At 69.7% G+C, this 22,044-nt stretch carries 19 protein-coding genes; 9 read left to right on the top strand and 10 right to left on the bottom strand.

Annotated features, from left to right (window positions below; translation table 11 throughout):
• Positions 1–61 precede the first annotated feature (61 nt).
• From BKA10_RS14960 to BKA10_RS14930, 7 genes are all read right to left on the bottom strand, one after another.
• Complete coding sequence (locus BKA10_RS14960; protein WP_183500698.1) at positions 62–1,018, bottom strand: aldo/keto reductase; 957 nt, start codon at positions 1,016–1,018, stop codon at positions 62–64.
• A complete protein-coding gene (locus tag BKA10_RS14955) occupies positions 1,015–1,923 on the bottom strand; it encodes a dihydrodipicolinate synthase family protein (protein WP_183500697.1) in 909 nt (302 codons plus the stop codon). Before BKA10_RS14955 ends, BKA10_RS14960 begins: the two co-directional genes overlap by 4 nt.
• Positions 1,924–1,966: 43 nt before the next feature.
• The gene (locus tag BKA10_RS14950; RefSeq protein WP_183500696.1) at positions 1,967–2,899 is read right to left on the bottom strand and encodes a dihydrodipicolinate synthase family protein; all 933 of its coding nucleotides are present in this window, start codon (positions 2,897–2,899) and stop codon (positions 1,967–1,969) included.
• A gap of 2 nt (positions 2,900–2,901) precedes the next feature.
• On the bottom strand, positions 2,902–3,759 hold the full coding sequence (locus BKA10_RS14945; RefSeq protein WP_183500695.1) for a carbohydrate ABC transporter permease: 858 nt from the start codon (positions 3,757–3,759) through the stop codon (positions 2,902–2,904).
• Complete coding sequence (locus tag BKA10_RS14940) at positions 3,756–4,667, bottom strand: carbohydrate ABC transporter permease (RefSeq protein WP_183500694.1); 912 nt, start codon at positions 4,665–4,667, stop codon at positions 3,756–3,758. Before BKA10_RS14940 ends, BKA10_RS14945 begins: the two co-directional genes overlap by 4 nt.
• 60 nt (positions 4,668–4,727) lie before the next feature.
• Positions 4,728–6,035: an ABC transporter substrate-binding protein gene (locus BKA10_RS14935; protein WP_183500693.1), complete on the bottom strand. Its 1,308-nt coding sequence runs from the start codon at positions 6,033–6,035 to the stop codon at positions 4,728–4,730.
• A 106-nt stretch (positions 6,036–6,141) separates the two neighbouring features.
• Positions 6,142–7,143 carry a LacI family DNA-binding transcriptional regulator gene (locus BKA10_RS14930; RefSeq protein ID WP_183500692.1) on the bottom strand — a complete coding sequence of 334 codons (1,002 nt, stop codon included), beginning with the start codon at positions 7,141–7,143 and terminating at the stop codon, positions 6,142–6,144.
• A gap of 201 nt (positions 7,144–7,344) precedes the next feature.
• Here BKA10_RS14930 and BKA10_RS14925 point away from each other — a divergent pair, with 201 nt between their 5' ends.
• From BKA10_RS14925 to BKA10_RS14900, 6 genes are all read left to right on the top strand, one after another.
• Positions 7,345–9,105 carry a glycoside hydrolase family 35 protein gene (locus tag BKA10_RS14925; protein ID WP_183500691.1) on the top strand — a complete coding sequence of 587 codons (1,761 nt, stop codon included), beginning with the start codon at positions 7,345–7,347 and terminating at the stop codon, positions 9,103–9,105.
• The gene (locus tag BKA10_RS14920; protein WP_183500690.1) at positions 9,105–10,073 is read left to right on the top strand and encodes a serine hydrolase domain-containing protein; all 969 of its coding nucleotides are present in this window, start codon (positions 9,105–9,107) and stop codon (positions 10,071–10,073) included. The genes BKA10_RS14925 and BKA10_RS14920 overlap by 1 nt, the downstream gene beginning before the upstream one ends.
• Positions 10,073–12,391, top strand: a complete 2,319-nt coding sequence (locus BKA10_RS14915; protein ID WP_183500689.1) for a beta-galactosidase — start codon at positions 10,073–10,075, stop codon at positions 12,389–12,391. Before BKA10_RS14920 ends, BKA10_RS14915 begins: the two co-directional genes overlap by 1 nt.
• 48 nt (positions 12,392–12,439) lie before the next feature.
• Positions 12,440–13,417, top strand: coding sequence for a UDP-glucose 4-epimerase GalE (gene galE / locus BKA10_RS14910; protein ID WP_183500688.1), 978 nt, complete (start codon positions 12,440–12,442; stop codon positions 13,415–13,417).
• A 1-nt stretch (position 13,418) separates the two neighbouring features.
• On the top strand, positions 13,419–14,072 hold the full coding sequence (locus tag BKA10_RS14905; RefSeq protein ID WP_183500687.1) for a ThuA domain-containing protein: 654 nt from the start codon (positions 13,419–13,421) through the stop codon (positions 14,070–14,072).
• Positions 14,073–14,193: 121 nt separating this feature from the next.
• Positions 14,194–14,424, top strand: a complete 231-nt coding sequence (locus BKA10_RS14900; RefSeq protein ID WP_183500686.1) for an addiction module protein — start codon at positions 14,194–14,196, stop codon at positions 14,422–14,424.
• 6 nt (positions 14,425–14,430) lie between these two features.
• Here the strand turns inward: BKA10_RS14900 and BKA10_RS14895 are convergent, their stop codons facing one another.
• A complete protein-coding gene (locus BKA10_RS14895; RefSeq protein ID WP_183500685.1) occupies positions 14,431–16,944 on the bottom strand; it encodes a glycosyl hydrolase family 95 catalytic domain-containing protein in 2,514 nt (837 codons plus the stop codon).
• 43 nt (positions 16,945–16,987) lie between these two features.
• Positions 16,988–17,938: a LacI family DNA-binding transcriptional regulator gene (locus BKA10_RS14890; RefSeq protein WP_183500684.1), complete on the bottom strand. Its 951-nt coding sequence runs from the start codon at positions 17,936–17,938 to the stop codon at positions 16,988–16,990.
• A gap of 85 nt (positions 17,939–18,023) precedes the next feature.
• On the opposite strand from BKA10_RS14890, the gene galT reads away from it, so the two are divergent.
• Complete coding sequence (gene galT, locus BKA10_RS14885) at positions 18,024–19,199, top strand: galactose-1-phosphate uridylyltransferase (RefSeq protein ID WP_183500683.1); 1,176 nt, start codon at positions 18,024–18,026, stop codon at positions 19,197–19,199.
• Positions 19,196–20,401 carry a galactokinase gene (gene galK, locus BKA10_RS14880; RefSeq protein WP_183500682.1) on the top strand — a complete coding sequence of 402 codons (1,206 nt, stop codon included), beginning with the start codon at positions 19,196–19,198 and terminating at the stop codon, positions 20,399–20,401. Before galT ends, galK begins: the two co-directional genes overlap by 4 nt.
• 67 nt (positions 20,402–20,468) lie before the next feature.
• On the opposite strand, the gene BKA10_RS14875 is transcribed toward galK, so the two are convergent.
• The gene (locus BKA10_RS14875) at positions 20,469–21,041 is read right to left on the bottom strand and encodes a YdeI/OmpD-associated family protein (protein ID WP_183500681.1); all 573 of its coding nucleotides are present in this window, start codon (positions 21,039–21,041) and stop codon (positions 20,469–20,471) included.
• 147 nt (positions 21,042–21,188) lie between these two features.
• Between BKA10_RS14875 and BKA10_RS14870 the strand changes: the two genes are divergently transcribed.
• Positions 21,189–22,034 carry an alpha/beta fold hydrolase gene (locus tag BKA10_RS14870; protein ID WP_183500680.1) on the top strand — a complete coding sequence of 282 codons (846 nt, stop codon included), beginning with the start codon at positions 21,189–21,191 and terminating at the stop codon, positions 22,032–22,034.
• The last annotated feature ends 10 nt before the right edge of the window (positions 22,035–22,044 follow it).

The following is a 22,044-nucleotide window of genomic DNA, read 5'->3' as shown; positions in this document are numbered from 1 at the left end:
AGGAGTTACGTCGCCCGGCGACCCGAGCCCATCGGCAATCCCCTGCCGACACTCGCGGATGTCACCAGGCGTAGGCCTCCGGAGCCTGCCCAGGGCCCGGCCAGATCTGGTCGAGCCGGTCGGCGATCTCCAATGGAATGCTCACATCCGCAGCCTCCGCCAGCTCGCGGAGCTGGGCGACGGTGCGCGGCCCGATGATCGGCGCCGTCACCCCCGGCCGCGACCCGACCCAAGCGATTGCGAGGACGGCCAGGCTCACGCCGACCTCGTCTGCGAGTTCACGGGTGCGCTCCAGCTGGTCCGCATGTGCGGCCAACCGCGTGAGGAAGGTGTCATCCCCGCGGCGACCGCCAGGCGCGACGTCGGCGAGCAGCCCGCCGGCGAGCGGGCTCCACGGCACAAGCCCGATGCCGAGATGACGCGCCGCGGGGAGGACTTCGCGTTCGACATCGCGCACTGCAAGGCTGTACACGGACTGCTCTGAGATCAGCTTCCATCGGCGCGATTCGCCGGCGGCCTGTGCTGACGCGAGGTGCCAGCCGGCGAAGTTGGATGATCCGGCGTAGAGGATCTTGCCCTGCGCACGCAGGGTCTCGAACGCTTCCCAGATCTCATCCCATGGCGCCTGCCGGTCGACATGGTGCATCTGATAGACGTCGATGCGGTCGGTGCGCAGCCGTCGCAGCGAAGCGTCGCACGCCCGTCGGATGTTTAGCGCGGACAAGCCTTCGTTATTGGGCCAGTCCGCCGTCTTCTCGAAAACCTTCGTCGCCAGCACGGTGCGCTCACGCCGCTCGCCGCCCTGTGCGAACCACTCGCCGAGGATCTCCTCCGACGCGTGCGGACGCTCAGCGGTGCCGTAGCGGTTGGCGGTGTCGATGTAGTTGATCCCCAGCGCGTGGGCCTCGTCGAGGACGGCATGTGCGACCGCAGCGTCGGCGTGGCGCCCAAAGTTCATCGTCCCCAGGCACACTCGGGAGACCTCCAGCCGGCTCGCGCCGAGCGTGGTGTATCTCATGAGGCGCGTTCCGCATCGAGCGCCGCGGCCAGCTCTTCGACGAGGCCATCGTCCACGTTCGCGGGACGCCATCGCGATCGCACTGCCCAGCCGATTCCGGCGCGCCGCTGCACGATGGCCTTCGCCGACGACGGATAGGTGGGGCCCATTCGCTCTTCGACGGTGCGGAGCACCTGCTGCAGGGCCAGGACGCGCTCTGTCAGTCCCTCGGAAGCGGCAAGCCTGCCGAGCCGGTCGACCAGGTCAGGGGCGACGTTCACGATCCAGCCGGAAAGTCCCGCGACGCCGTGCTGCACCGACTCGGCGTAGTTTTCGATGCCCGCGTTGAACACGCGCAGCGGAGTGCCGGCGGCATCGGCGACACGACGCGACATTCGCGCGACATCGTGACTGGTCTCTTTGAAGAACACGAAGCGCCCCGTACCCGCCAGCGCCGCCACCGTCTCCTCCGCGAGCAGCCGATGGTACGGCAGCGGGCACTCGTAGACCCCGAGGGCGATGTCGGGCACGGCTGCCGCCACTTCGTCTGCGACGTCGAGGAACACTCGTTCGTCGTCACCCCCGGACAGGACCATCGACGCGATCAGCACCACGATGTCGACGCCCGCCGCGGCGAGCGCACGAGCCTCCGCCGACATCGACGTCGACGTACCGTCCCCGACCACCGCTGCGGCCACGGGGACCCGGCCGGCGCATCGCGCCGCCACGCGTGCCGCGACCGCGATGCGCTCGTCGGCCGTCAGCTCGTACATCTCCCCCGAGAGCGCGACCGCGAACAGCCCGCCGGCCCCCCGGTCGATGAGCCAGTCGACGTACTGGTCGAGCGTCACGAGATCGACTTCGTCGGCATCGGTGAAGGGTGTCAGAACGACGGGCCAGGCGCCCGCCGCGTTGATCTCGTTCACAATGGTCGTCCTATTCACAGTCAGCGGGTGGTCCTATTCACAATCAGCGGGCGGGGTGGAGTCGTGCCCGGCCCATATCGATCTCGGCCATCAACTCGGCGAGTTGACGCAGCGGCTCTCCCTCGTGGGCACCGATGTGCTCGGGCTTCCACCGGCTGCGCGCGCGCCAAGTCAGCCGCGAGGCCGCGTCCAGCAGATATTTCGCCGACGCGGGGTATCGCAGATTGATGCAGTGCTCCGCGACGGTGAGGAGATGCTGCAGGCGCAGCACATCGGCGTCATGGTCATCGGCGTGGTGGCACAGCCAGGCGACCAGGTCTGGATACACGTTCGCCGCATATCCGGACAGACCCGCCGCCCCCGCGCGGATCGACGGCACGAGTGAGCCGATCGCTGCGTTGTACAGTCGCATCCGGGTGTCGCCGATCACATTGAGGCGCTCCGTCATCGTCTCGAGCGAGTGACTCGTGTCCTTATAGAACGTGAACCGCCCCGTCTGCGCGAGCCAGCGCACCGTGTGCACCGGGAGCAGCCGCTTGAACGGCAACGGGCATTCGTAGATACCGAGGTCCACGCCGGGCACGGCGTCGAGGATGCGCTCGACGGTATCGATCCACGCGTTCTCGGTGGCATCCGGAGCCACGACGAGCGAAGTGATGAGTACAACGGCATCGACGCCGGTCGCCGCGATCTCGGCGATGCGGTCCGCTTGCGCACGCCAATCGCCGGTTGCCGTGGCCGAGGCGATCACGGGGGCGCGGCCGTCCGCGCGGGTACGGACACGTGCCGCGACGGCGAGCTGCTCGTCGGGACTGAGGTCGTACATCTCGCTAGAGAGCGAGACAGCGAACAGACCGGCGGCGCCGAGCTCGATAAGCCAGTCGGTGTAGGCGTCGAGCCCGTCGAAGTCGAGGCCCAGATCATCGCGATAGGGCGTGAGCATGACCGGCCAGGGACCGGCGGGCAGCCGATTCATCGTCATCCCTTCAGCGATCCGCTGACCAGGTCCAGCTTCCAGTAGCGCTGCAGGAAGAGGAACAGCAGGATCAGGGGGATGATCGCCAGCAGGCATCCGATGATGACGAGGTTGTACACGTTCAGTTGGTCCGAGCCCTGATTCATCATCGCGTAGAAGCCGACCGTCAGTGGGAAGGTCTCCTGCTTGCTGAGCATGATGAACGGCAGCAGGAAGTTGTTCCAGATGGCCACGAACTGCAGCAGGAAGATCGTGATCAGCCCCGGGACCATGGCCGGGAGCGCGATCGATCGGAACAACCGCCATTCGGAGGCCCCGTCGATGCGCCCCGCCTCGAGCAGCTCGGTCGGCACGACGGCACCCGCGTAGATGCGGGCGAGGTAGATCGAGAACGGACTGATCGCGAACGGCAGCAGCACCGACCAGTACGAGCCTGCGATGCCGATCTTCGACAGCAGCAGATACTGGGGGATCGCCAGCACGACACCGGGGATGAGCACCCCGATCAGCAGGAACGTGAAGGCAACCTGCTTGCCTCGGAAGTCGAACTTCGCGAGGGCATAGCCGGCCGCCGCGGCGACCGCGGTCGCCATGACGGAGCCCCCGACCGAGAAGAGGATGCTGTTGCCGCTCCACACCAAGAATGCGCCGTCGTTGAAGCGCAAGAGTTCGCCGAGGTTCTCGAAGAACCCGCCGGTGAAGCTGGGGACGAGCGTCGACGTGGTGAACAGCTCACCGGCGCCCTTCGTGGAGGCCGCCACGAGCCAGTACACCGGGAACAGCGAGTAGGCCGCCCCGACGAGCAGCACGGCCGTGGGCCAGAACGCCGGCTTCTTCTTCGGTGCCGTATCGACGCTCATGACTCGCTCCCGAACGCACGGTCGCGGAGCACGCGCAGCAGCCCCAGGCTTGCGATCATGGTCACCGCAGTGATGATGATCGCCGTCGCCGAGGCGCCGTACAGGTCATTGGTGACGAAGGCGTCGCGGTAGACGAGCATCATCGGCACCCAGTCGGAGGTGATCGAATTCGTGAGGGACATCATCATGTTCGGTTCGCTGAAGACCTGCAGGGCGCCGATCACCGTGAACACACCGGTGAGGATCACCCCCGGGAGGATGAGTGGGAGTTTGATGCGCAGTGCCAGCTGCAACTCGCTGCAGCCGTCCAGGCGGGCGGAGTCGTAGATCTCCTGCGGAAGACCGCGCAAGGACGTGTAAAGGATCACCATGTTGAATCCGATGCCACCCCAGATCGAGACGTTGGCCACGGCGAGGAAGACCGAGCCCCCGTCGAGGGGGTTGGGAACGGGCCACCCCCACAGCGAGAACAGCTCGCCTACCGGGCTCACCCCGGGCAGATACATGAAGCCCCACATGAGGGCGGCGATGACACCCGGCACCGCATAGGGGACGAAGATCGAGATCCGCGAGAAGCGGGTGAATCGCGTCGATAGATTGTCGAGGAGCAACGCGAATACGAGCGCCAGCCCCATCGTGACCGGCACGGCGATGAGTGCGTACCCCAGCATCCGCGCGAAGGAGCCCAGCAGCGCGGGGTTCGTGAGGGCAGCAACGTAGTTGTCGAGCCCGACGAACACATCGGCCGCGATCCCGATGCCGGATGCCGCAACCTTCCGGCCTTGGAGGCTCAGCACGACCGTATAGACCAGCGGCGCGAACATGAGGCCTGCGGCGAGCACGATGGCAGGGGTCAGGAACAGCCACGGGGCGACACGCGGTCGCAGGCGCGAACGTTTTTTCTGCATGGTTTCTCCCCGTGCGCGGCCCGGACGGATCCGGGCCACGCACGCGATCGGGTTCCGGATCTATTCGACGGTGAAGCCGAGTTTGGTCATGTCGGCGACGACGGCATCCTGGACCGTGGTCAGCGCGTCGCCGAACGAGGACTTCTGGGTGATCGCGGTGCCGAACGCATCTCCGAACGCGCTGTAGGCCAGTGCCACATCGGGGCCCCAGGTCACCGGAACGGTCTCGTCATCGATCTCGGCTGCGACATCATAGAAGTCCTCGAATCCCGGAGCGAGCGCGGCCGGGGCCGTGTCCTTGATGCCCGGCAGCTCACGCCCGGCGAGGTTCGCCGGCCAGATGCTCGCGTTCTCGATGTAGGCATTGAGCGCATCGGTGGAGTTGTTGAGCCAGATCGCGAACTCCTGCGCCTCCTCTGCATGCTCGGTGCCGGTCGTGACGACCGTGCCCGATCCGCCGAGCGCCGCGGAGACGCTGTCGCCGGCCTGCCACTGCGGCAACCGCACCGCACCCCAGAGCCCCGCCGTCTCCGGAGCATTCTGCAGGATCAGCGGCGGTGCCCACACCGCGCTGAGCCAGCTGGCGATGGTGCCGTCTGCCAGAGCGGCCTGCCACTCGGGCGTCCAGGTCTTCAGCGTCGTCACCACGCCTTCATCGACGAGGCCCTGCCAGTAGTCCGCGACCTTCGTTGCGTCGGCGTCGGCGATGCCGACGCTCCATACGCCGTCTTCCTGCGACCACCATTGCGCACCAGCCTGCGCGCTCAGAGCCGCGAACAGCTGCGCGTCATTGGCCGGGAACGTCGCAAGGTACTTCGACGAGTCGGCAGTATGGATCGTCCGGGCTGCCGCGGCGTACTCGTCCCATGTCGTCGGCGCCTCCAGCCCGAGCGACTCGAAGATGTCCGTGCGGTAGAAGAGGAATTGCGGACCGGTGCCCTGCGGCACGGCATAGTTCTTGCCGTCGAAAGTCGTGAGGTCCCACGCCGCCGGGGCGATCTCGTCCTCGTACCCGCCGAATGCCTCGGTGATGTCTGCAGCGATGCCGTTGACGACGAGATTGGGCAGGTTTTCGTACGTCGTGTTGCTCAGGTCTGGCAGGCTGCCCGCTTCCTTGGCTGCGGAGAGCTTGGCGACGATGTCGGCAGCCCCCACCGAGGTGTTCACCTCCACCTGCACGTCCGGGTGGGACTCGTTCCAGACGTCCACGATCTTGTCGATGTTCGGCGCCCACGACCAATACTGCAAGACGACCGGCTCCCCGGTCGTCGGGTCACCGGGCTCGCTCGACGTGCACCCGGCCAGCGAGGCGATGGCCAATGCGGAGACGACGGCGCCGGCGGCGATGCGCGACACTCTGCTGTTCATTGTCAACTTCCTTGTCGTGAGGGAGGGTGACCTGGTTTACCGCTCACCCAATTGGTTTAGCGGTAAACTTAACGGCAATCCACACCGCTCGCAACCCGGACCGCGATCAGTGCGAGAGGGAGGCGGACGACGCGCGAGCCACAAGCCGACTGCGGGGATAGAGCGGCATCGCCTCGCCTGGGCGCTCGATGAGTGTGAGCAGGCTCTGCGCGGCAACTTCGCCCGCCACAGTGAAATCGATGTGGACGGTCGAAAGGGGCGGCGAGAAGTAGCCGGCCTCCGGGATGTCATCGATGCCGACCACGCTCACGTCGTCGGGAACGCGGACGCCCCTCTCATCGAGCGCGCGGAGCACGCCGAGAGCCATCCGGTCGTTCGCCACGAAGACCGCGGTCGCGTCGCCGAGATCGCCCTCCACCATGACGCGATAGCCGGATGCTGCGGACCAGTCGCCGTGGCCGAGGATGCGCGGCGCGGCTACGCGCTCGAGGTAGACATCTTCGCGATTGCCCGCCGAGTCCCATCCCGCAGGGCCGCCGACGAAGGCGATGCGCTGGTGACCGAGCTCGGCCAGGTGATCCATGACGAGCTCCGCCGCCACACTGCGCCGTCGGCCGTCGGCGCCGATCCGCTGATCGCCGTTGACGTCGAGGAAGACCGGCATCCGGAATCGCACCCGCGTGAGGGCTTCGCGCACGTTGCTCGTGGGCGATGTCGCGAGAACGCCGGCGATGTCGGTTCCGTTGATGCGCTCCAGCGCGGCCGCGATCGCTTCGACGTCGCCGACGGGATCGACGCTGACGATCTCGAGCAGGTAGCCCGCGGCATCGAGCACCTCTGAGACGCCGCTCAGAACCTTGCTGGTGCTCGATTCGAAGGTCTCATAGCCGACCACACCGATGCGCTTCTGCTGTGATCGCGCGAGGGCACGCGCACCCACGTTGGGACGATAGTTCAGGCGCCGCAGCTCGACCTCGACGCGCTCGCGCGTCTCCGGTCGCATGCCCCCGAGACCGCGGAGCACCTTCGATACGGTCTGGTGCGACACGCCGGCAGCCTTCGCGACGTCATAGATCGTCGCAGGTCGGTCGGGACGCGCACGGCTCATGAAAGTTCAGATTACCGGTAACGTTCACCTCGCGTCCGACAGCCCAGGGACGTGGATCGTCCCGGGCAGCAGCGCCTATAGCTCCGCTCGATCCGTGCGTCGGACGGCGCGACCTCGACCGAGGACATATGCGCTCGACGGAGCCGATACGCGCTCGACATGCGCGGGAAAGCGCTTGCTCTCACCGGATAGGCTGGAAGCATGACCTCCCGCTTCCGCATCGGCGAGACCGACTTTCTGCTCGACGGCCGGCCGCACCGGATCATATCCGGCGCCATGCACTATCCGCGAGTGCATCCCGACCTGTGGCGCGACCGCGTCCGCAAGGCGCGGCTCATGGGCCTCAACGCCATCGAGACCTATGTGCCCTGGAACTCACACGAGCCGGTGAAAGGACATTGGCGGCAAGACGGCGACGTCGACCTCGGCCGGTTCCTCGACATCATCGCCGAAGAGGGCATGCACGCCATCGTGCGCCCGGGCCCGTACGTGTGCGCCGAGTGGCACAACGGCGGGCTGCCGACCTGGCTCACCGCGGACAAGACGATGAAGCTCCGCAGCGCCGACCCCCGCTACCTCGCGGAGGTCACTGCCTACCTCGACCGCGTCAACGCAATCATCGCGCCCCGCCAGATCGGCACCGGCGGCAGCGTCATCCTCGTGCAGATCGAGAACGAGTACGGTGCGTACGGCGCCGACAAGGACTACCTCGATCACCTCGTCACCGTCACCCGAGACGGCGGCATCACCGTGCCGCTCACCCAGGTCGACCAGCCCATCCCCCACATGCTCACTGGCGGCGCGCACCCCGCCCTCCACAAGACCGGATCCTTCGGCGGCCGCATCGCCGAACGCCTCGCCACCCTGCGTGAGCATCAGCCCACGGGACCGCTGATGTGCATGGAATTCTGGTGCGGCTGGTTCGACCACTGGGGCGAGAAGCACCACACCACCACGTTCGCCGACAGTGCCGCCGACCTCGACCGGCTGCTGGCCGCCGGCGCCTCGGTCAACATCTACATGGTGCACGGCGGCACGAACTTCGGACTGACCGCCGGCGCCAACGACTCCGGCCGCTACCTGCCGATGGTCACCAGCTACGACTACGACTCCCCCATCAGCGAGTCGGGCGACCTGACCGAGAAGTTCCACGCCTTCCGCGAAGTCATCGCCCGGCACGCACCGGTGCCCGACGACCCCCTGCCCACCCCGGTCGACGCCCCGGTTCTCACCGCCACCATGGAAGCCGTCGCGAACCCCCTCGACCTCACCTCCACCGACCGCGGCACCTTCGACGCGCCGCCCACGATGGACGACCTCGGCGCCGACGTCGTGCTCGTCGAGTACACGGCATCCACCCCCACCACCACCCCGACGGTGCTCGACGCCGAGATCCGCGACTACGCCTGGATCGCCCGCGACCGCCAGCCGGTCGGCACCCTCCAGCGCACGATCGGTGACGACAGTCTGGTGCTACCGGCCGGCGCCGACTTGCGGCTGCTCGTCGAAGAGACCGGCCGCGTCAACTACGACACCAAAATCGGCGAGGCGAAGGGGCTGATCGGCGCCCCGCGACTGAGCGGTGAGCCGGTCGCCGGCCCCTGGCGCGTGCGCACGATCGATGTGACCGCGCTCGGGCAAGCGGTGATGGATGCCGCACCCGACACCACTGCGATCGTGAACGGCCGCGCGGCCGGCCCCGTCGGCCTGCGCGCGACGTTCACGCTCGACGAGGCGGCCGACCTGTTCCTCGACACCCGCGGCTGGGGCAAGGGCTACGCCTGGGTGAACGGGTTCTTCCTCGGCCGGTACTGGCGCCGCGGCCCGCAGCGCACGCTCTACGTGCCCGGCCCCGTGACCCGCACCGGCGAGAACAGCGTGGTCATCGTCGAGCTCGAGGCCGTCACCGACGCGACCGCCCGCTTCGTCGCGCGCCCCGACCTCGGACACGAGGTGGAGTGATGACCTTCACGACAGCCTTGGACTGGGTCCGCCGGCACGTGGACGCCGGACGCCTGCCCACTGCCGTGCTCGGCATCGCCACCGCCGACGGCACCGTCGCGCTCGATGCGTTCGGCGGCGCTAAACCCGAGGACCGCTATCCGCTGTTCTCGATCACCAAGCCGCTCGTCGGCATCGCCGCCGCCCGTGTGATCGAGCGCGGCCTGCTGACTGCGCAGACGCCGCTGACCGCCGCAGTCCCGGACTTCGGCGCCGGACGCGACGACATCGTGCGCCTGTGGCACCTGGCCAGTCACACCTCAGGCATCAGCGAACCGCCGCTCGACACTGCGACGCCGCTGCGCGACGAACTCCTCAGGCAAGGCCGCGACTTCGCCGCCGGCACCGCCTCCCGGTACTCGACGCTCGGCTTCGCGGGCATCGCCGCGCTCATCGAGCACGCCACCGGCAACGCGTGGGAAGCCGAGGTCGCCACGTGGGCGGCCGAGGTCGGCGCCGACGGGCTCAGCCTCGACCTCGCCGGCACCCACCCGATCGTCGATGCGGCCGCCGCCGGCGTCGACATGGAACGCTTCGCCGCGCAGCGCAACCCCGGCGCCGGGATGGCCGGCCGCGCCGGCGACCTGCTGCGCCTCGGCGCCACGCTGCTGCGCATCGGCGCGGGTGACGACTCCGGCATCCTGCGCCCGGCGACCCTCGCGATGATGCGACGGCCACTGACCGGCGACATTCCGCGACTCGAGCCGTACCCGGCCGAGCGCGGGCAGGACTGGGGCTTCACCTGGAACCTGCGCACACGTGCCCCGGGGCTGATCGACCGCGACGTGTACGGGCACGCCGGGTGGGCCGGAACGGAGTTCTGGGTGCATCCGAGTGCGGGGGTCGCGTGGGTGCTGTTGACGAACCGTGCGATTCGCGATGGAGTCGACATCGATGAACTGGACAACGCCATCGTGAGTGGTCGCTGATGCCGACCGTCAGCCACCACGGCTGGTCCCAGCCGGCCGTCCCCGCTCCCATGCCGGCCGCCGGTGAAGCCGCCCGAGGCCTGACGGTCACCGACCGCGCCCTGCTGCGCGGCGGCGTGCCGTGGGTGCCGGCATCCGGCGAGATCCACTACAGCCGGCTGCCGCGTGCACGGTGGCGGGAACGCCTGCAGCAGCTGAAGGCGGGCGGGATCACCGTCGCGTCGACGTACGTGTTCTGGCTGCACCACTCGCCAGAGCGCGGCGTGGCGAACTTCGACGGCAACCTCGACGTCGGCGCGTTCCTCGATGAGTGCGCGGCGGCCGGCCTCGACGTGGCGCTGCGCATCGGCCCGTGGGTGCACGGCGAGGCCCGCAACGGCGGCTTCCCCGACTGGGCGCAGCACGGCGATGTCACCCACCGCAGCGACGACCCGCGGTATCTGGAGCTGGTCCGCGAGTGGTTCGCGCAGCTGGCCGCGGCACTCGGTGGCCGGGCGCAGCCGGGCGGACCGGTCATCGCCGTCCAGCTCGAGAACGAACTGTACGACCGGCCCGAGCACCTGGTCACTCTGAAGCGTCTCGCGCGCGAGGCGGGCATCGCCGCGCCGCTGTGGACCGCGACAGGCTGGGGCGGCGCCGACCTGCCCGACGGTGAAGTATTCCCCCTGTTCGGCGGATACGCCGACGGCTTCTGGGTCGACCCGGGCGAACCCTGGCATCCCACCTTCCGGGCGCACTTCTTCCCCTCGCACGACTGGGACGACCCGGGCGTGGGCGCCGACGTGCGCGCCGCGCTCGATGGGGCAGATGCCGGCAGGACACCGGGCACGAGCGCTGAGATGGATGCCGGTGACACGGCCGCCCCGGCCGCGAGTGCACGCGGTGACCTGCACGGGTTCCCGCCGGCGACGTGCGAGCTGGGCAGCGGCATGGCCACCGCCTATCACCGCCGCCCGGTGTTGACGGGGCGCGACATCGCGGCGCTCGCGCACGTGAAGATCGGCAACGGGTCGGCGTGGCAGGGCTACTTCATGTACGTCGGCGGCACGAATCCGGCCCCGGCGATGCAGGAGTCGCATGCGACCGGCTACCCGAACGACATGCCCGAGCTCGGCTACGACTTCCACGCCCCGATCGGCCAGTCCGGAGATCGCGCGTCGTCGTACGCGCTCATGCGCGAGCAGCACGCATTCCTCGCGGCGTTCGGCGACCTGCTCGGCGGCATGACCTCGTCACTGCCCGACGAGCGGCCCGCGGGACTGGACGACCGTGAGACGCTGCGCTGGGCGCTGCGGTCAGACGGCGACGCCGGGTTCGTGATCATCTCGCACCATCAGCCGCACGAGCAGGTCGCCGATGCGCACGGCGTGCGGTTGCGTGTGGAGCTGGATGCCGGTGCCGTCGAGTTCCCGGCGCATCCGATCACCGTGCCGGCCGGCACCCTGGCGCGCTGGCCGGTCGGGCTGTCGCTGGGCGGATCGAGGGTGGATTGGGCGACCGCCTCGGCGGTCACCGTGCTGCCTGCGGTGGCGGGCGATCCTGCCTCCGCGGTGCCGACGCTCGTACTCGTCGCCGCGGACGGTATCGCCCCCGACATCTCGGTCGACGGGAAGGTCAGCTCGGTGACCCCCGGGCTCGCGCCGGTGCGCCTGGGCGGCATCGACGTGCTGGTGCTGCCGGCGGACACCCCGCTGTGGGTGCAGGAACTGGATTCCGGGGCGCGGCGCCTGCTGCTGAGTTCCGGCGACCTGACCTGGGGCGCCGACCCGGTCGTGCACGCGCGACCGGCGGGCGTGCCCGTCTCGGCGTACGATCCGGCGACGCGGTCGTGGCTCGGCGTGGTGCCGAGCGGCCCCGCCCCGCAGCGGGAGGAGATCGTTCCGGCCGAGGTGCGCGCTGCGGCGCCGGCCGCCGCCGACTACGGGTTCCAGGGCCCGCGGCACAGCGCCCCGAGCGCCGAGGTGCTCGAAGAGGCGGCGGCCGTGTACCGGTTGCCGTTGCCGGCGTCGGCGGCCGAGCCGGGGCAGGACGCCGTGCTCGAGATCGACTGGGCGGGCGATGTCGCGCAACTGCGGGTGGACGGGCGCCCGGTGGACGACCGGTTCTGGGACGGCACCCGCTGGTCGGTGTCGCTCGCCGATGCGGGCGTGACGGCGGACTCTGAGGTAACGTTCCACGTGCTTCCCCTGGCATCCAGCTCGACGATCGCACTGCCGGCCACCGCAGCCGAGCGCCTCGCCGCGACCACATCCGCTCTGCTGTCCCTCGACGCCGTGCACGTCCGCGCCCGCGGCCCGTGGCAGCCCGTCGCCCGCTGACACGGGGTGCGCTAGCATGTTGACGTAAACACACGACGAAGGAGCGCCATGAGCTGGTTGGTCACGGGAGGCGCCGGATACATCGGCGCGCACATCGTCCGGGCGCTCGCCACCGCGGGCATCGACCCCGTCGTCATCGATGACCTTTCCAGCGGTCACGCCGAGTTCGTGCCCGCCGGCATCCCGTTCGTCCAGGGCACGATCCTCGATCGTGACCTGCTCGCGGCGACCATGCGCGAGCACGGCGTCGAAGGCGTCATCCACGTGGCCGGATTCAAGTACGCCGGCGTCTCGGTGCAGCGCCCGCTGCATACGTACGCGCAGAACGTCGAGGGCACCCGCGTCGTGCTCGAGGCGATGGCCGATGCCGGTGTGACGAACATCGTGTTCTCGTCATCGGCGGCCGTGTACGGCACGCCCGACGTCGACCTCGTGACCGAAGACCTGCCCAAGCGACCGGCCTCGCCCTACGGCGAGTCGAAGCTCATCGGCGAGTGGCTCATCCGCGACCAGGCCATCGCTACGGCCGGCACCGACGCGCCGCTGCGGCACACGTCGTTGCGCTACTTCAACGTCGTCGGGTCTTCCGACCCGGCCGTCTACGACACGAGCCCGCACAACCTGTTCCCGCTGGTGTTCGAGGCGCTGATCGCCGGCAAGACCCCGAAGATCTTCGGCGACGACTACGACACCGAAGACGGCACGAACGTCCGCGACTACGTGCACGTGGGCGACATCGCCGCCGCGCACGTAGTCGCCGCGCAGCGCCTGACCTCCGGCGATCCGATCGAGCCGGCCTACAATCTCGGCTCGCAGAACGGGCTGAGCGTGAAGCAGATCATGGATGCCATGGTGCGCGCCACCGGCATCCAGTTCACTCCCGAGATCGGGCCCCGCCGCCCGGGCGACCCCGACCGAATCGTGGCCACCGGCGACCTCGCCGCCCGCGACCTCGACTGGCAGAACCGGTACACCGTCGACGAGATGGTGCGCTCAGGCTGGGAAGCACGCCGCGCGGCGGACTGACATGCGCGCGCTCATCGCGGTGGGAACGGGCCGGTACGCCGACCCGTGGCATCCGTTCGCCCAGGTCGGCGCCCGGGTGGCCGACATCCTCACCGCCGACGGGTGGGACGTCGACATCGACCCGGACGTCGACCACGCCCTCACCGTGCTGGACGGCGTCGACCTGCTCGTCGTCGCTGCGGGCGACCCGTGGGCGGATGACGTCGCCGCCGCGCCGGAGGCGTCGCAGCAGGGGCTGGTGGATGCCACGGCGCGAGGTCTCGGCATCCTTGCCCTGCACTCGGCGACCGCGAGTCTGCGGGGCTACCCGGAATGGGCGCAGCTGACGGGCGCGGTGTGGCTGCCGAGAGTGTCGATGCATCCGCCGTTCGAAGAGGCCGCGGTAGTGCGCGTGCTGCCCGGGCACCCGCTGGCCGACGGGCTCGGCGACTTCACGGTGCCGGACGAACGGTACGCGAACCTGCAGTCGGTCGGGCGCTCGGATGTGCTGGCGGACCACGAGCACGAGGGCGTGCGCTACCCGCTCATGTGGACCCGCGAGGTCGGGTCTGCCCGGGTCGCGTACGACGCGCTCGGGCACGATGGGCGCTCATACGAGTCCGAGTCGCACCGCGAGATCGTGCGCCGCCTTGCCCGCTGGGTGGCGCGGACATAGGCGCGGCAAACGCGCCGGCGGGATGCTCAGCACCCGCGCAATGGGTCTTCGCTCACCAGCCGAAGGCACGGTTCTGCTATGAACCCACCCGCGTGTCGGGCCACCGCCGTACAATCGGGGCATGACTCCGAAGCTGGCCGACTACATCGAAGCGGGTAAGCAGCTCTCCGCCGATGAGCGTATCGAGGCGGCCCACCAACTCTTGCTGAGTGTGCAGCCCGACGACGAGAGCGCTCCGGTCGGTGTGGAGTGGGAGACTGAACTTCTGCGGCGAGCGAAGGAGGCCGTCGACGGCTCTGCGGTCCTGCACGATGTCGATGAATCGCACGCACATATCCGCGCGGAGCTCTGACTGCACTCATGAGTGAGCACTCGCGTCGCCGAGTGAGACCTCGTCGCCGGCTTGCAGGTCGACCCGCTGTGCCTCCAGCCCGGGACCGACGACCTCCAGCGCCGCGGCACGGTCGGCACGCAGGCGCACGCTCGTCACGACGCCGTCGGCCCACGCGGTGTCGACCGTCACCGCGCCGCGTGCCCGCAACCCGGTGACCGAGCCCGATGCCCAGGGCGCGGCAGGCAGCACCCGCAGCAGGCGGATGCCCAGGGCGTCCTGTTCGTGCGACTGCAGCAGCGCCTCGGTCACCCCGGCGGTGAAGCCGAAGTTGCCGTCGATCTGAAAGGGCGGGTGCGCGCAGAGGAGGCTGGGGTAGACACCGCCGGTCTGGCCCGCCTCGCCCGACCCGTGCGCGGCATCGTCGGCCGGCTGCAGAAACCGCCGCACGGTCGCGGCCACCCCATCGGCGTCGTGCAACCGCGCCCACAGGGCGAGCCGCCAGGCCAGCGACCACCCGGTCGACTCCGGCCCGCGTTCCTGCAGCGAACGGCGGGCGGCGGCGAACAGCTCCGGGGTTTCGGCCGTGATGCTGCGCCCCGGGTACAGGCCGATCAGGTGCGACTGGTGCCGATGCCGCGGATCCTGCTCGACGGGGTCGCCGGTCCACTCCGCGATACGCCCGTCGGCGGTCACGCGTGTCGGCGGCAACAGGTCGCGGGCGTCATACACGCGGTCGATCAGGGCAAGGTCGGCCGGACCCCGGTACGGCAGGAGCGGAGCGACCGACACGATGCCGTCGAAGAGATCTCTGACGAGCTCGATGTCGCTCGTCGTACTCTCCGAGACCGCGCGCGCGACCCCATCGGCGTCGAGATACAGGTTCTCAGGGCTCGTCGACGGCGCGGTGCCGAGCGTGCCGTCGGGCTGTGGCTGCAGCCAGGCAAGGGCGAACTCGGCGGCGCCGCAGGCGATCGGCCAGGCCCGCAGCAGCCGCCGGATATCACCGGTGAACTCGGCGTCGGCGAGCAGGTGCCGGGCCATCCACACCCCGCCCATCGGCCAAAACGACCACGACGGCGAGTCGACCCCGGCGCCGACCGGGCCGGCGAAGCCCCACATGTCGCTGTTGTGATGCATCACCCAACCCGGCGCCCGGTAGAGGCGCTTCGCCCACCGCTGGCCGGTCACGGCCACCCGCCCGAGCCACGGCAGGAGCGGTTCGGCGCACTCGGACAGATTCGCCGTGTGCGCAGGCCAGTAGTTCATCTCGGTGTTGATGTTCACGGTGTAGCCGCCGCCCCAGGGCGGTGTCACCGATTCGTTCCAGATGCCCTGCAGGTTCAGCGGCTGCCCGCCCGGCCGCGATCCGGCGATCATCAGGTAGCGCCCGTACTGGAATGCCAGCGCGACCAGATCCGGATCATCCGCGCCTTCGGCCACAGCCCGCAGACGCTGCTCGGTCGTGCGGGTGTCGGCACCGGCATCCACCCCCGGCTTCACTCCCGGTGAGTCCAGCCGCAGTTCGACGCGATCGAACAGGCGCGCGTGGTCGGCGATGTGCTCGGTGCGCACGTCGTTGCCGGCGCCGCGCGGGGAGTTGTAGAACACCGGCTCGACGAACATGGTGGCAATGCGCGCGAGGGAGATCGATTTCCGCCACCCGCCGTGCAGTCCCCGGCCACGAGGTGTGCTGGGGGCGTCTGTCTTGGTGCTGACGCCGATGCGCAGCTCGGTCGCGCCGGCGACGCGCAGCCGTTCGCCGTCGAAGCTCGCCTCACCATCGGTGTGCACCACGAGCACGCCGGCCGCCGTGACCGAGGGCCCGTCGTAGCTGATGATGTCGGGGCCGAATGCGGCTGCGTCGGGCGCGCCCGACCGGTCGGGGCGGACGTCGGCAGGCATGCGCGCGACGAGCGTGAGGCCGCGATCACCGGCCTCGCGGTGAACGACCGGGTGCGGGGTGGTCAGTTCGATCCAGAGGTCGGACGGTTCGCTGTACGTGCGCGACGAGATCAACAGGTTCTTCCGCGCACTGACGAACGTCTCGGCGCGGCTGTGGAGGCCACCGAGTGAGAACTCGTGCGTGGCGATGGCGGTGCGCAGGTCGAGTTCGCGCGTGACCTGTGGGGTGGATGCCGGTGAGGTGCCGTCGCCCGGCAATGCAGGGCCGTCGAGACCGATCCAGAGGTCGGCCAGCGGCTGATATGCCTGCGCGAAGCCGCCCTGCAGGTTGCGGGTGGCCTGCTCTGCGGCGTCAAGATCTCCGCGGGCGAGGGCTTCCCGCGCCGCGGCCAGATGGGTGGGGCCGTTGCGGCGGCGCGTGCCCGACGCGGTCGTCGGCGACCCCGACCAGCACGTCGCATCGTTGATCTGGACGCGATCCGCTTCGACACCGCCGAAGCACATCGCCCCGATCGTGCCGTTTCCGATGGGGTAGGCATCGGTCCACTTTTCGGCCGACCGATCGGCCCGCAGACGCAGGTGGGGCCGTGCCGTCACCGCCGCCGCCGCGGGTGTGTCGGGGGTCTCGTCAGCCACGCCCCGACGCTATCAGCGACCCCGGACTGCGTGATCCGGGGACTCAGGAGCTCGCGCGGGTCACCAGCGCGGGAGTGAGAACCACCCGATCGGACACCGTGCCCTCGATCGCCGCGACCAGCGCCGTCACGGCGGCGGCGCCGAGGGCATCGAAGTCCTGGCGAATCGTCGTCAGCGGTGGGCGGTAATCGGCGGCGTCGGCGATGTCGTCGAAGCCCACGACGCCGACGTCTCCCGGCACGGCGCGACCGGCTTCGGCGAGCGCGCGCAGTGCGCCCAGCGCCATCTGGTCGTTCGCGGCGAAGACCGCGGTCGCGTCGGGTCGGAGGGCGGTGGCGGCGGAGTGTCCGGATGCCGCGGTCCAATCGCCGCGCACCGGTTCACCCGCGTCGATGCCGGCATCGGCGAGCGCTTCGCGCCAGCCCCGCTCGCGTTCGGCGGCCGCGAACGAGTCGGCAGGTCCGGCGATGTGCGCGACCGTGCGATGCCCGCGCGACAGCAGGTGCTCCACCGCCAGTCGCGCACCCGCCGCGTGGTCGGTCTGCACCACGACGAACCGGTCGTCCGGGGGCGAGTCCACCACGACCAGCGCAAGCCCCGGCGGCACCTCGACCGTTCGAGCGGCCACGGTGGCCTCGTTCAGCACGATGGCACCGTCGACCCCCTGGTCGCGAAGAGTCGCGAAGCCCGAGGCCACGGCATCCACCCCCGATGCGGTGACCACGGTGAGTGCGTAGCCTCGCTCAGCGGCGGCGTCGGCGATCGCCTGGAGCATGCGCGAGTTCCCCACGGTCGCGAGGGTCGAGACGATGAGCCCGATCGTGTCGGTGCGACCGGTGCGCAGGGCACGCGCGGCCCGGTGGGGCCGGTAGTCCAGCTGCGCCATGGCCGCTTCGACGCGCTGGCGCGTCGCGGGATCGACACGGGGACTGCCGTTCACGACACGCGACACGGTCTGCCCCGAGACGCCGGCCACCGCGGCCACATCGGCCATCGATACCCGTTGCTGCATCTGGGAGACACCTTTCGATCAAGCCGGCCATGTTGACGATAACACACGCGTGGGTTAGCGTGTTGACGTGAACACGAACTCGACCGTGAACCTCGAACCCGTCGCCCTGGGCGCCGGCGTCGTCAAGCGCACCGCGCGGCTGGCCGACGGGCGCGACCTGATCTACTTCGATGACCCCGGCACGACGCTCGGCCCCGATCGGGCCGTCGACGCCCGCGACCTCGACCCGCGACCGGCCACGGCCACGATGCGGCAGGACATCCTCACCGGCGACTGGATCTCGGTCGCCGCCGCGCGCCAGAACCGCGCCTTCCTGCCGCCGGCCGAGCTCGACCCCCTCGCCCCGCAGAGCGAGACCAACCCGTCCGAGATCCCCTCGCTCTACGACGTCGCGGTGTTCGAGAACCGCTCGCCCTCGTTCGGCCCGGCGCTGGCCACAGCGACCGGCGACGTCCCCGAAGCCGCCGATCCCCCGCGCGGTCTCGCAGACCTCGAACGCCTCGGCCTCGGCAACACCCGCACGAGCGTCGGCCGCTGCGAGGTGGTGTGCTTCTCACCCGACCGCACCGGCTCGTTCGGCACGCAGACCGTGACGCGCGCCCGCACCGTGATCGAGGCCTGGGCCGACCGCACCGCAGCCCTGTCGGCGCTGCCCGGGGTCGAGCAGGTGTTCCCGTTCGAGAACCGCGGCGAAGAGATCGGCGTGACCCTGCAGCACCCGCACGGGCAGATCTACTCGTACCCGTACATCACCCCGCGCACGACCCGTCTGCTCGACTCCATCGACCGGACCGCCCCCGACCTGTTCGCCCGCATTCTCGACTTCGAGCAGTCGGGTCCGCGGGTGCTGCTGCGCGGCGAGCACTGGACGGCGTTCGTGCCGTTCGCCGCCCGCTGGCCCATCGAGGTGCATATGCTGCCTCACCGCCAGGTGCCCGACTTCGCGGCCCTCACCGCCGACGAGCGCGACGAGCTCGCCCCGATCTACCTGCGCCTGCTGCGCGGCATCGACGCGCTCTACGAAACGCCGACGCCGTACATCGCCGCCTGGCATCAGGCTCCCGTCCACGTGGGCCGCGACACCGTGCGACTCAACCTGCAGATCACGAGCCCGCGCCGCGCGGCCGACAAGCTGAAGTACCTCGCCGGCTCCGAGGCGGCAATGGGCGCGTGGATCGGCGACATCCCGCCCGAGACCGCCGCCGACCGCCTGCGCGCCGCCATCGAGGGGGTCGAACTGTGAGCACCGCCGCCGCCGACGCCCCGAACGCCACCACCGCCGCTGACCAGGCCCGCGACCTGTTCCGCGAACTGACCGGCACCACCCCCGAAGGCGCCTGGTCGGCCCCCGGCCGGGCCAACCTCATCGGCGAGCACACCGACTACAACGACGGCTTCGTCTTCCCGTTCGCGATCGCGCACCGCACCCATGTCGCCCTCGGGCGCCGTGACGACGGCCGCATCCGCGTCGTCTCGACGTTTGACCCGGTGCCCGTCGAGATCGCTCTCGCCGACCTCGACGCCCTGTTCCCCGCCCGTCGCGATGAGATCGTCGAGTGGGCGCGCTACCCCCTCGGCGTCGCCTGGGCCCTTCGGCAGGCCGCGCCTGCAGCCGACGTCACCGGCATCGACCTCGCGTTCGCCTCCAGCGTGCCGGTGGGCGCAGGTCTGTCGTCGTCGGCCGCCATCGAGGGGGCGACGGCGTCGGCACTGAACGACACCTGGAACCTGGGACTCGATCGTGTCGCCCTCGCCCGGGCGGGCCGCCGCGCCGAGAACGAGGCTGTCGGCGCCCCCACCGGGATCATGGATCAGATGGCATCCATGCTCGGTGAAGCGGATGCCGGGATCTTCCTCGACTGTCGCTCGCTCGACGCCCAGGTGATCGAGCTCGGCTTGGCCGCCGCAGGCCTCGAACTGCTCGTCATCGACACGGGAGTCACGCACGCGCATTCGACCGGCGGCTACGGCGAGCGCCGTGCCGCGTGCGAGCGCGGTGCCGAGATCATGGGCGTGCCCGCGCTGCGCGATGTGTCGGTGGCCGACCTCGCCCGCGCCGAACAGCTCATGGACGAGGTGACCTTCCGCCGCGTGCGCCACGTCGTCACCGAGAACCAGCGGGTTCTCGACACCGTCCGCACGCTGCGCGAGCAGGGCCCGACCGCGATCGGCGACCTCCTCGTTGCCTCGCACGCCTCGATGCGCGACGACTTCGAGATCTCGGTGCCCGAGCTCGACACCGCCGTCGAGGCGTCCCTGGCCGCGGGAGCGGTCGGTGCGCGCATGACCGGCGGCGGATTCGGCGGTGCGGCGATCGCGCTGGTCGCGCACGACCTGATCCCGCAGGTCACCGATGCCGTGGTCGCCGCGTTCGCGGCATCCGGCTTCGCCCCGCCGACGATCTTCACGGTGACGCCGTCCGCCGGCGCCGGTCGCGACGCCTGACGCGGACGCACCAGCCGCACGTCAGGGCTTCCGGTTGTCCCCAGCCCACGCGTCGCCGCGCGTCAATTCAGTGGATCGTCTCGCCCCGCTCGAGCATGGTGATGTATTGGGCGACCCGGGCCGCACGGGTCTCCGGCCGCTTCAAGCTACTCACGCGGAACGCCATCGAGAAGCGGTTCTGCGCCGACTGTGCGGCGAACGCGGCGGCGATCGCCGGGTCGGCATCGAGTGCCGCCTGGAGTTCGGGTGGGATTCCCCCGTCGCGCTGACGATAGGCGGCGTCCCACCGCCCATCCGCCTTCGCGAGGTCGATCTCGCGGTGGCCGGCAGGCCGCATGCGGCCTTCCTCAATCAGACGGCCGGCGTGCTCGATGTTGACCTTCGACCACACCCCGCGTGGCCGGCGCGGTGTGAAGACCTGCAGGAAGTAGTCGTCATTCAACGACTGCCTCTGCCCGTCGATCCAGCCGAAGCACAACGCGACGTCCAACGCATCCGCGTAGGTGATGCCCGGCTTGATCGACGCCGCCTTACGGATGCGCAACCGCACTCCGTCAGGACCCGGATCGGACTCCAGCCAGCGTTCCCACTCCTCGACCGTGTCAACGTGCAGCTCGGGCTTGGCAGAGGCGGCGACCATTCTCGAACGATAGACCCTCGCACCGACATGTGACTTGACCGTGCCGTGCCCGCGTCACGCCCCACGATCGCCTCTTCCGATAAGGGATGCCGCGGGCCTAACTTCGAAGTGAGCCGAGGCGCCCGTCCCCGGCCGGAAGGAGCGATCGTGGCGTACATCACCGTGGGAACCGAGAACTCGGCCGACATCGACATCTTCTACACCGATCAGGGTCCCGCGAGCGGTCAGCCGGTCGTGCTCATCCACGGCTTCCCACTGAACGGCGAGTCGTGGGGCAAGCAGCAGGCGGCACTGCTGGATGCCGGCCACCGCGTCATCGCCTACGACCGCCGCGGGTTCGGGGCGTCGTCGAAAACCGGATCGGGCTACGACTACGACACCTTCGCCGCCGACCTGCACGCACTGATCGAAGACCTCGACCTGCACGAGGCCATCCTGGTCGGCTTCTCGATGGGCACCGGCGAGATCGCCCGCTACCTCTCGCGCTACGGGAGCGCCCGCGTCGCCAAGGCGGCCTTCCTCGGGTCGCTCGAACCGTACCTGCTTGTCACCGACGACAACCCCGACGGCGCCGGCCCACAGGAGTTCTTCGACGGCATCGCGCAGTCGGTGCGCGAGGACCGGTACGCGTTCATCGCCGGGTTCTTCAAGGACTTCTACAACCTCGACGAGAACCTCGGCTCACGCATCTCGCAGGAGGCGCTCGACGCGAGCGTCGCCATCGCCACCCAGGCAGGCAACGCCGCGATCGCGGCCGCACCGCTGACGTGGCCGACCGACTTCCGCGCCGACATCCCGGCGATCGATGTGCCGACGCTCATCGTCCACGGCACGGCCGACAACATCCTGCCGATAGACAAGACCGCGCGGAAGTTCACGGACCTCGTCCCCGGGGAGGTCACCTACGTCGAGATCGAGGGCGCGCCGCACGGTCTGCTGTGGACGCACGGCGACGAAGTCAACGAGGCGCTGCTGAGCTTCCTCGGCGACTGAACAGTGGATG

This window comes from Microbacterium invictum (genome assembly GCF_014197265.1).
Lineage (GTDB): Bacteria > Actinomycetota > Actinomycetes > Actinomycetales > Microbacteriaceae > Microbacterium > Microbacterium invictum.
The sequence above is the reverse complement of the archived record's forward strand: the minus strand, read 5'-3'. Positions and strand labels throughout refer to the sequence as shown.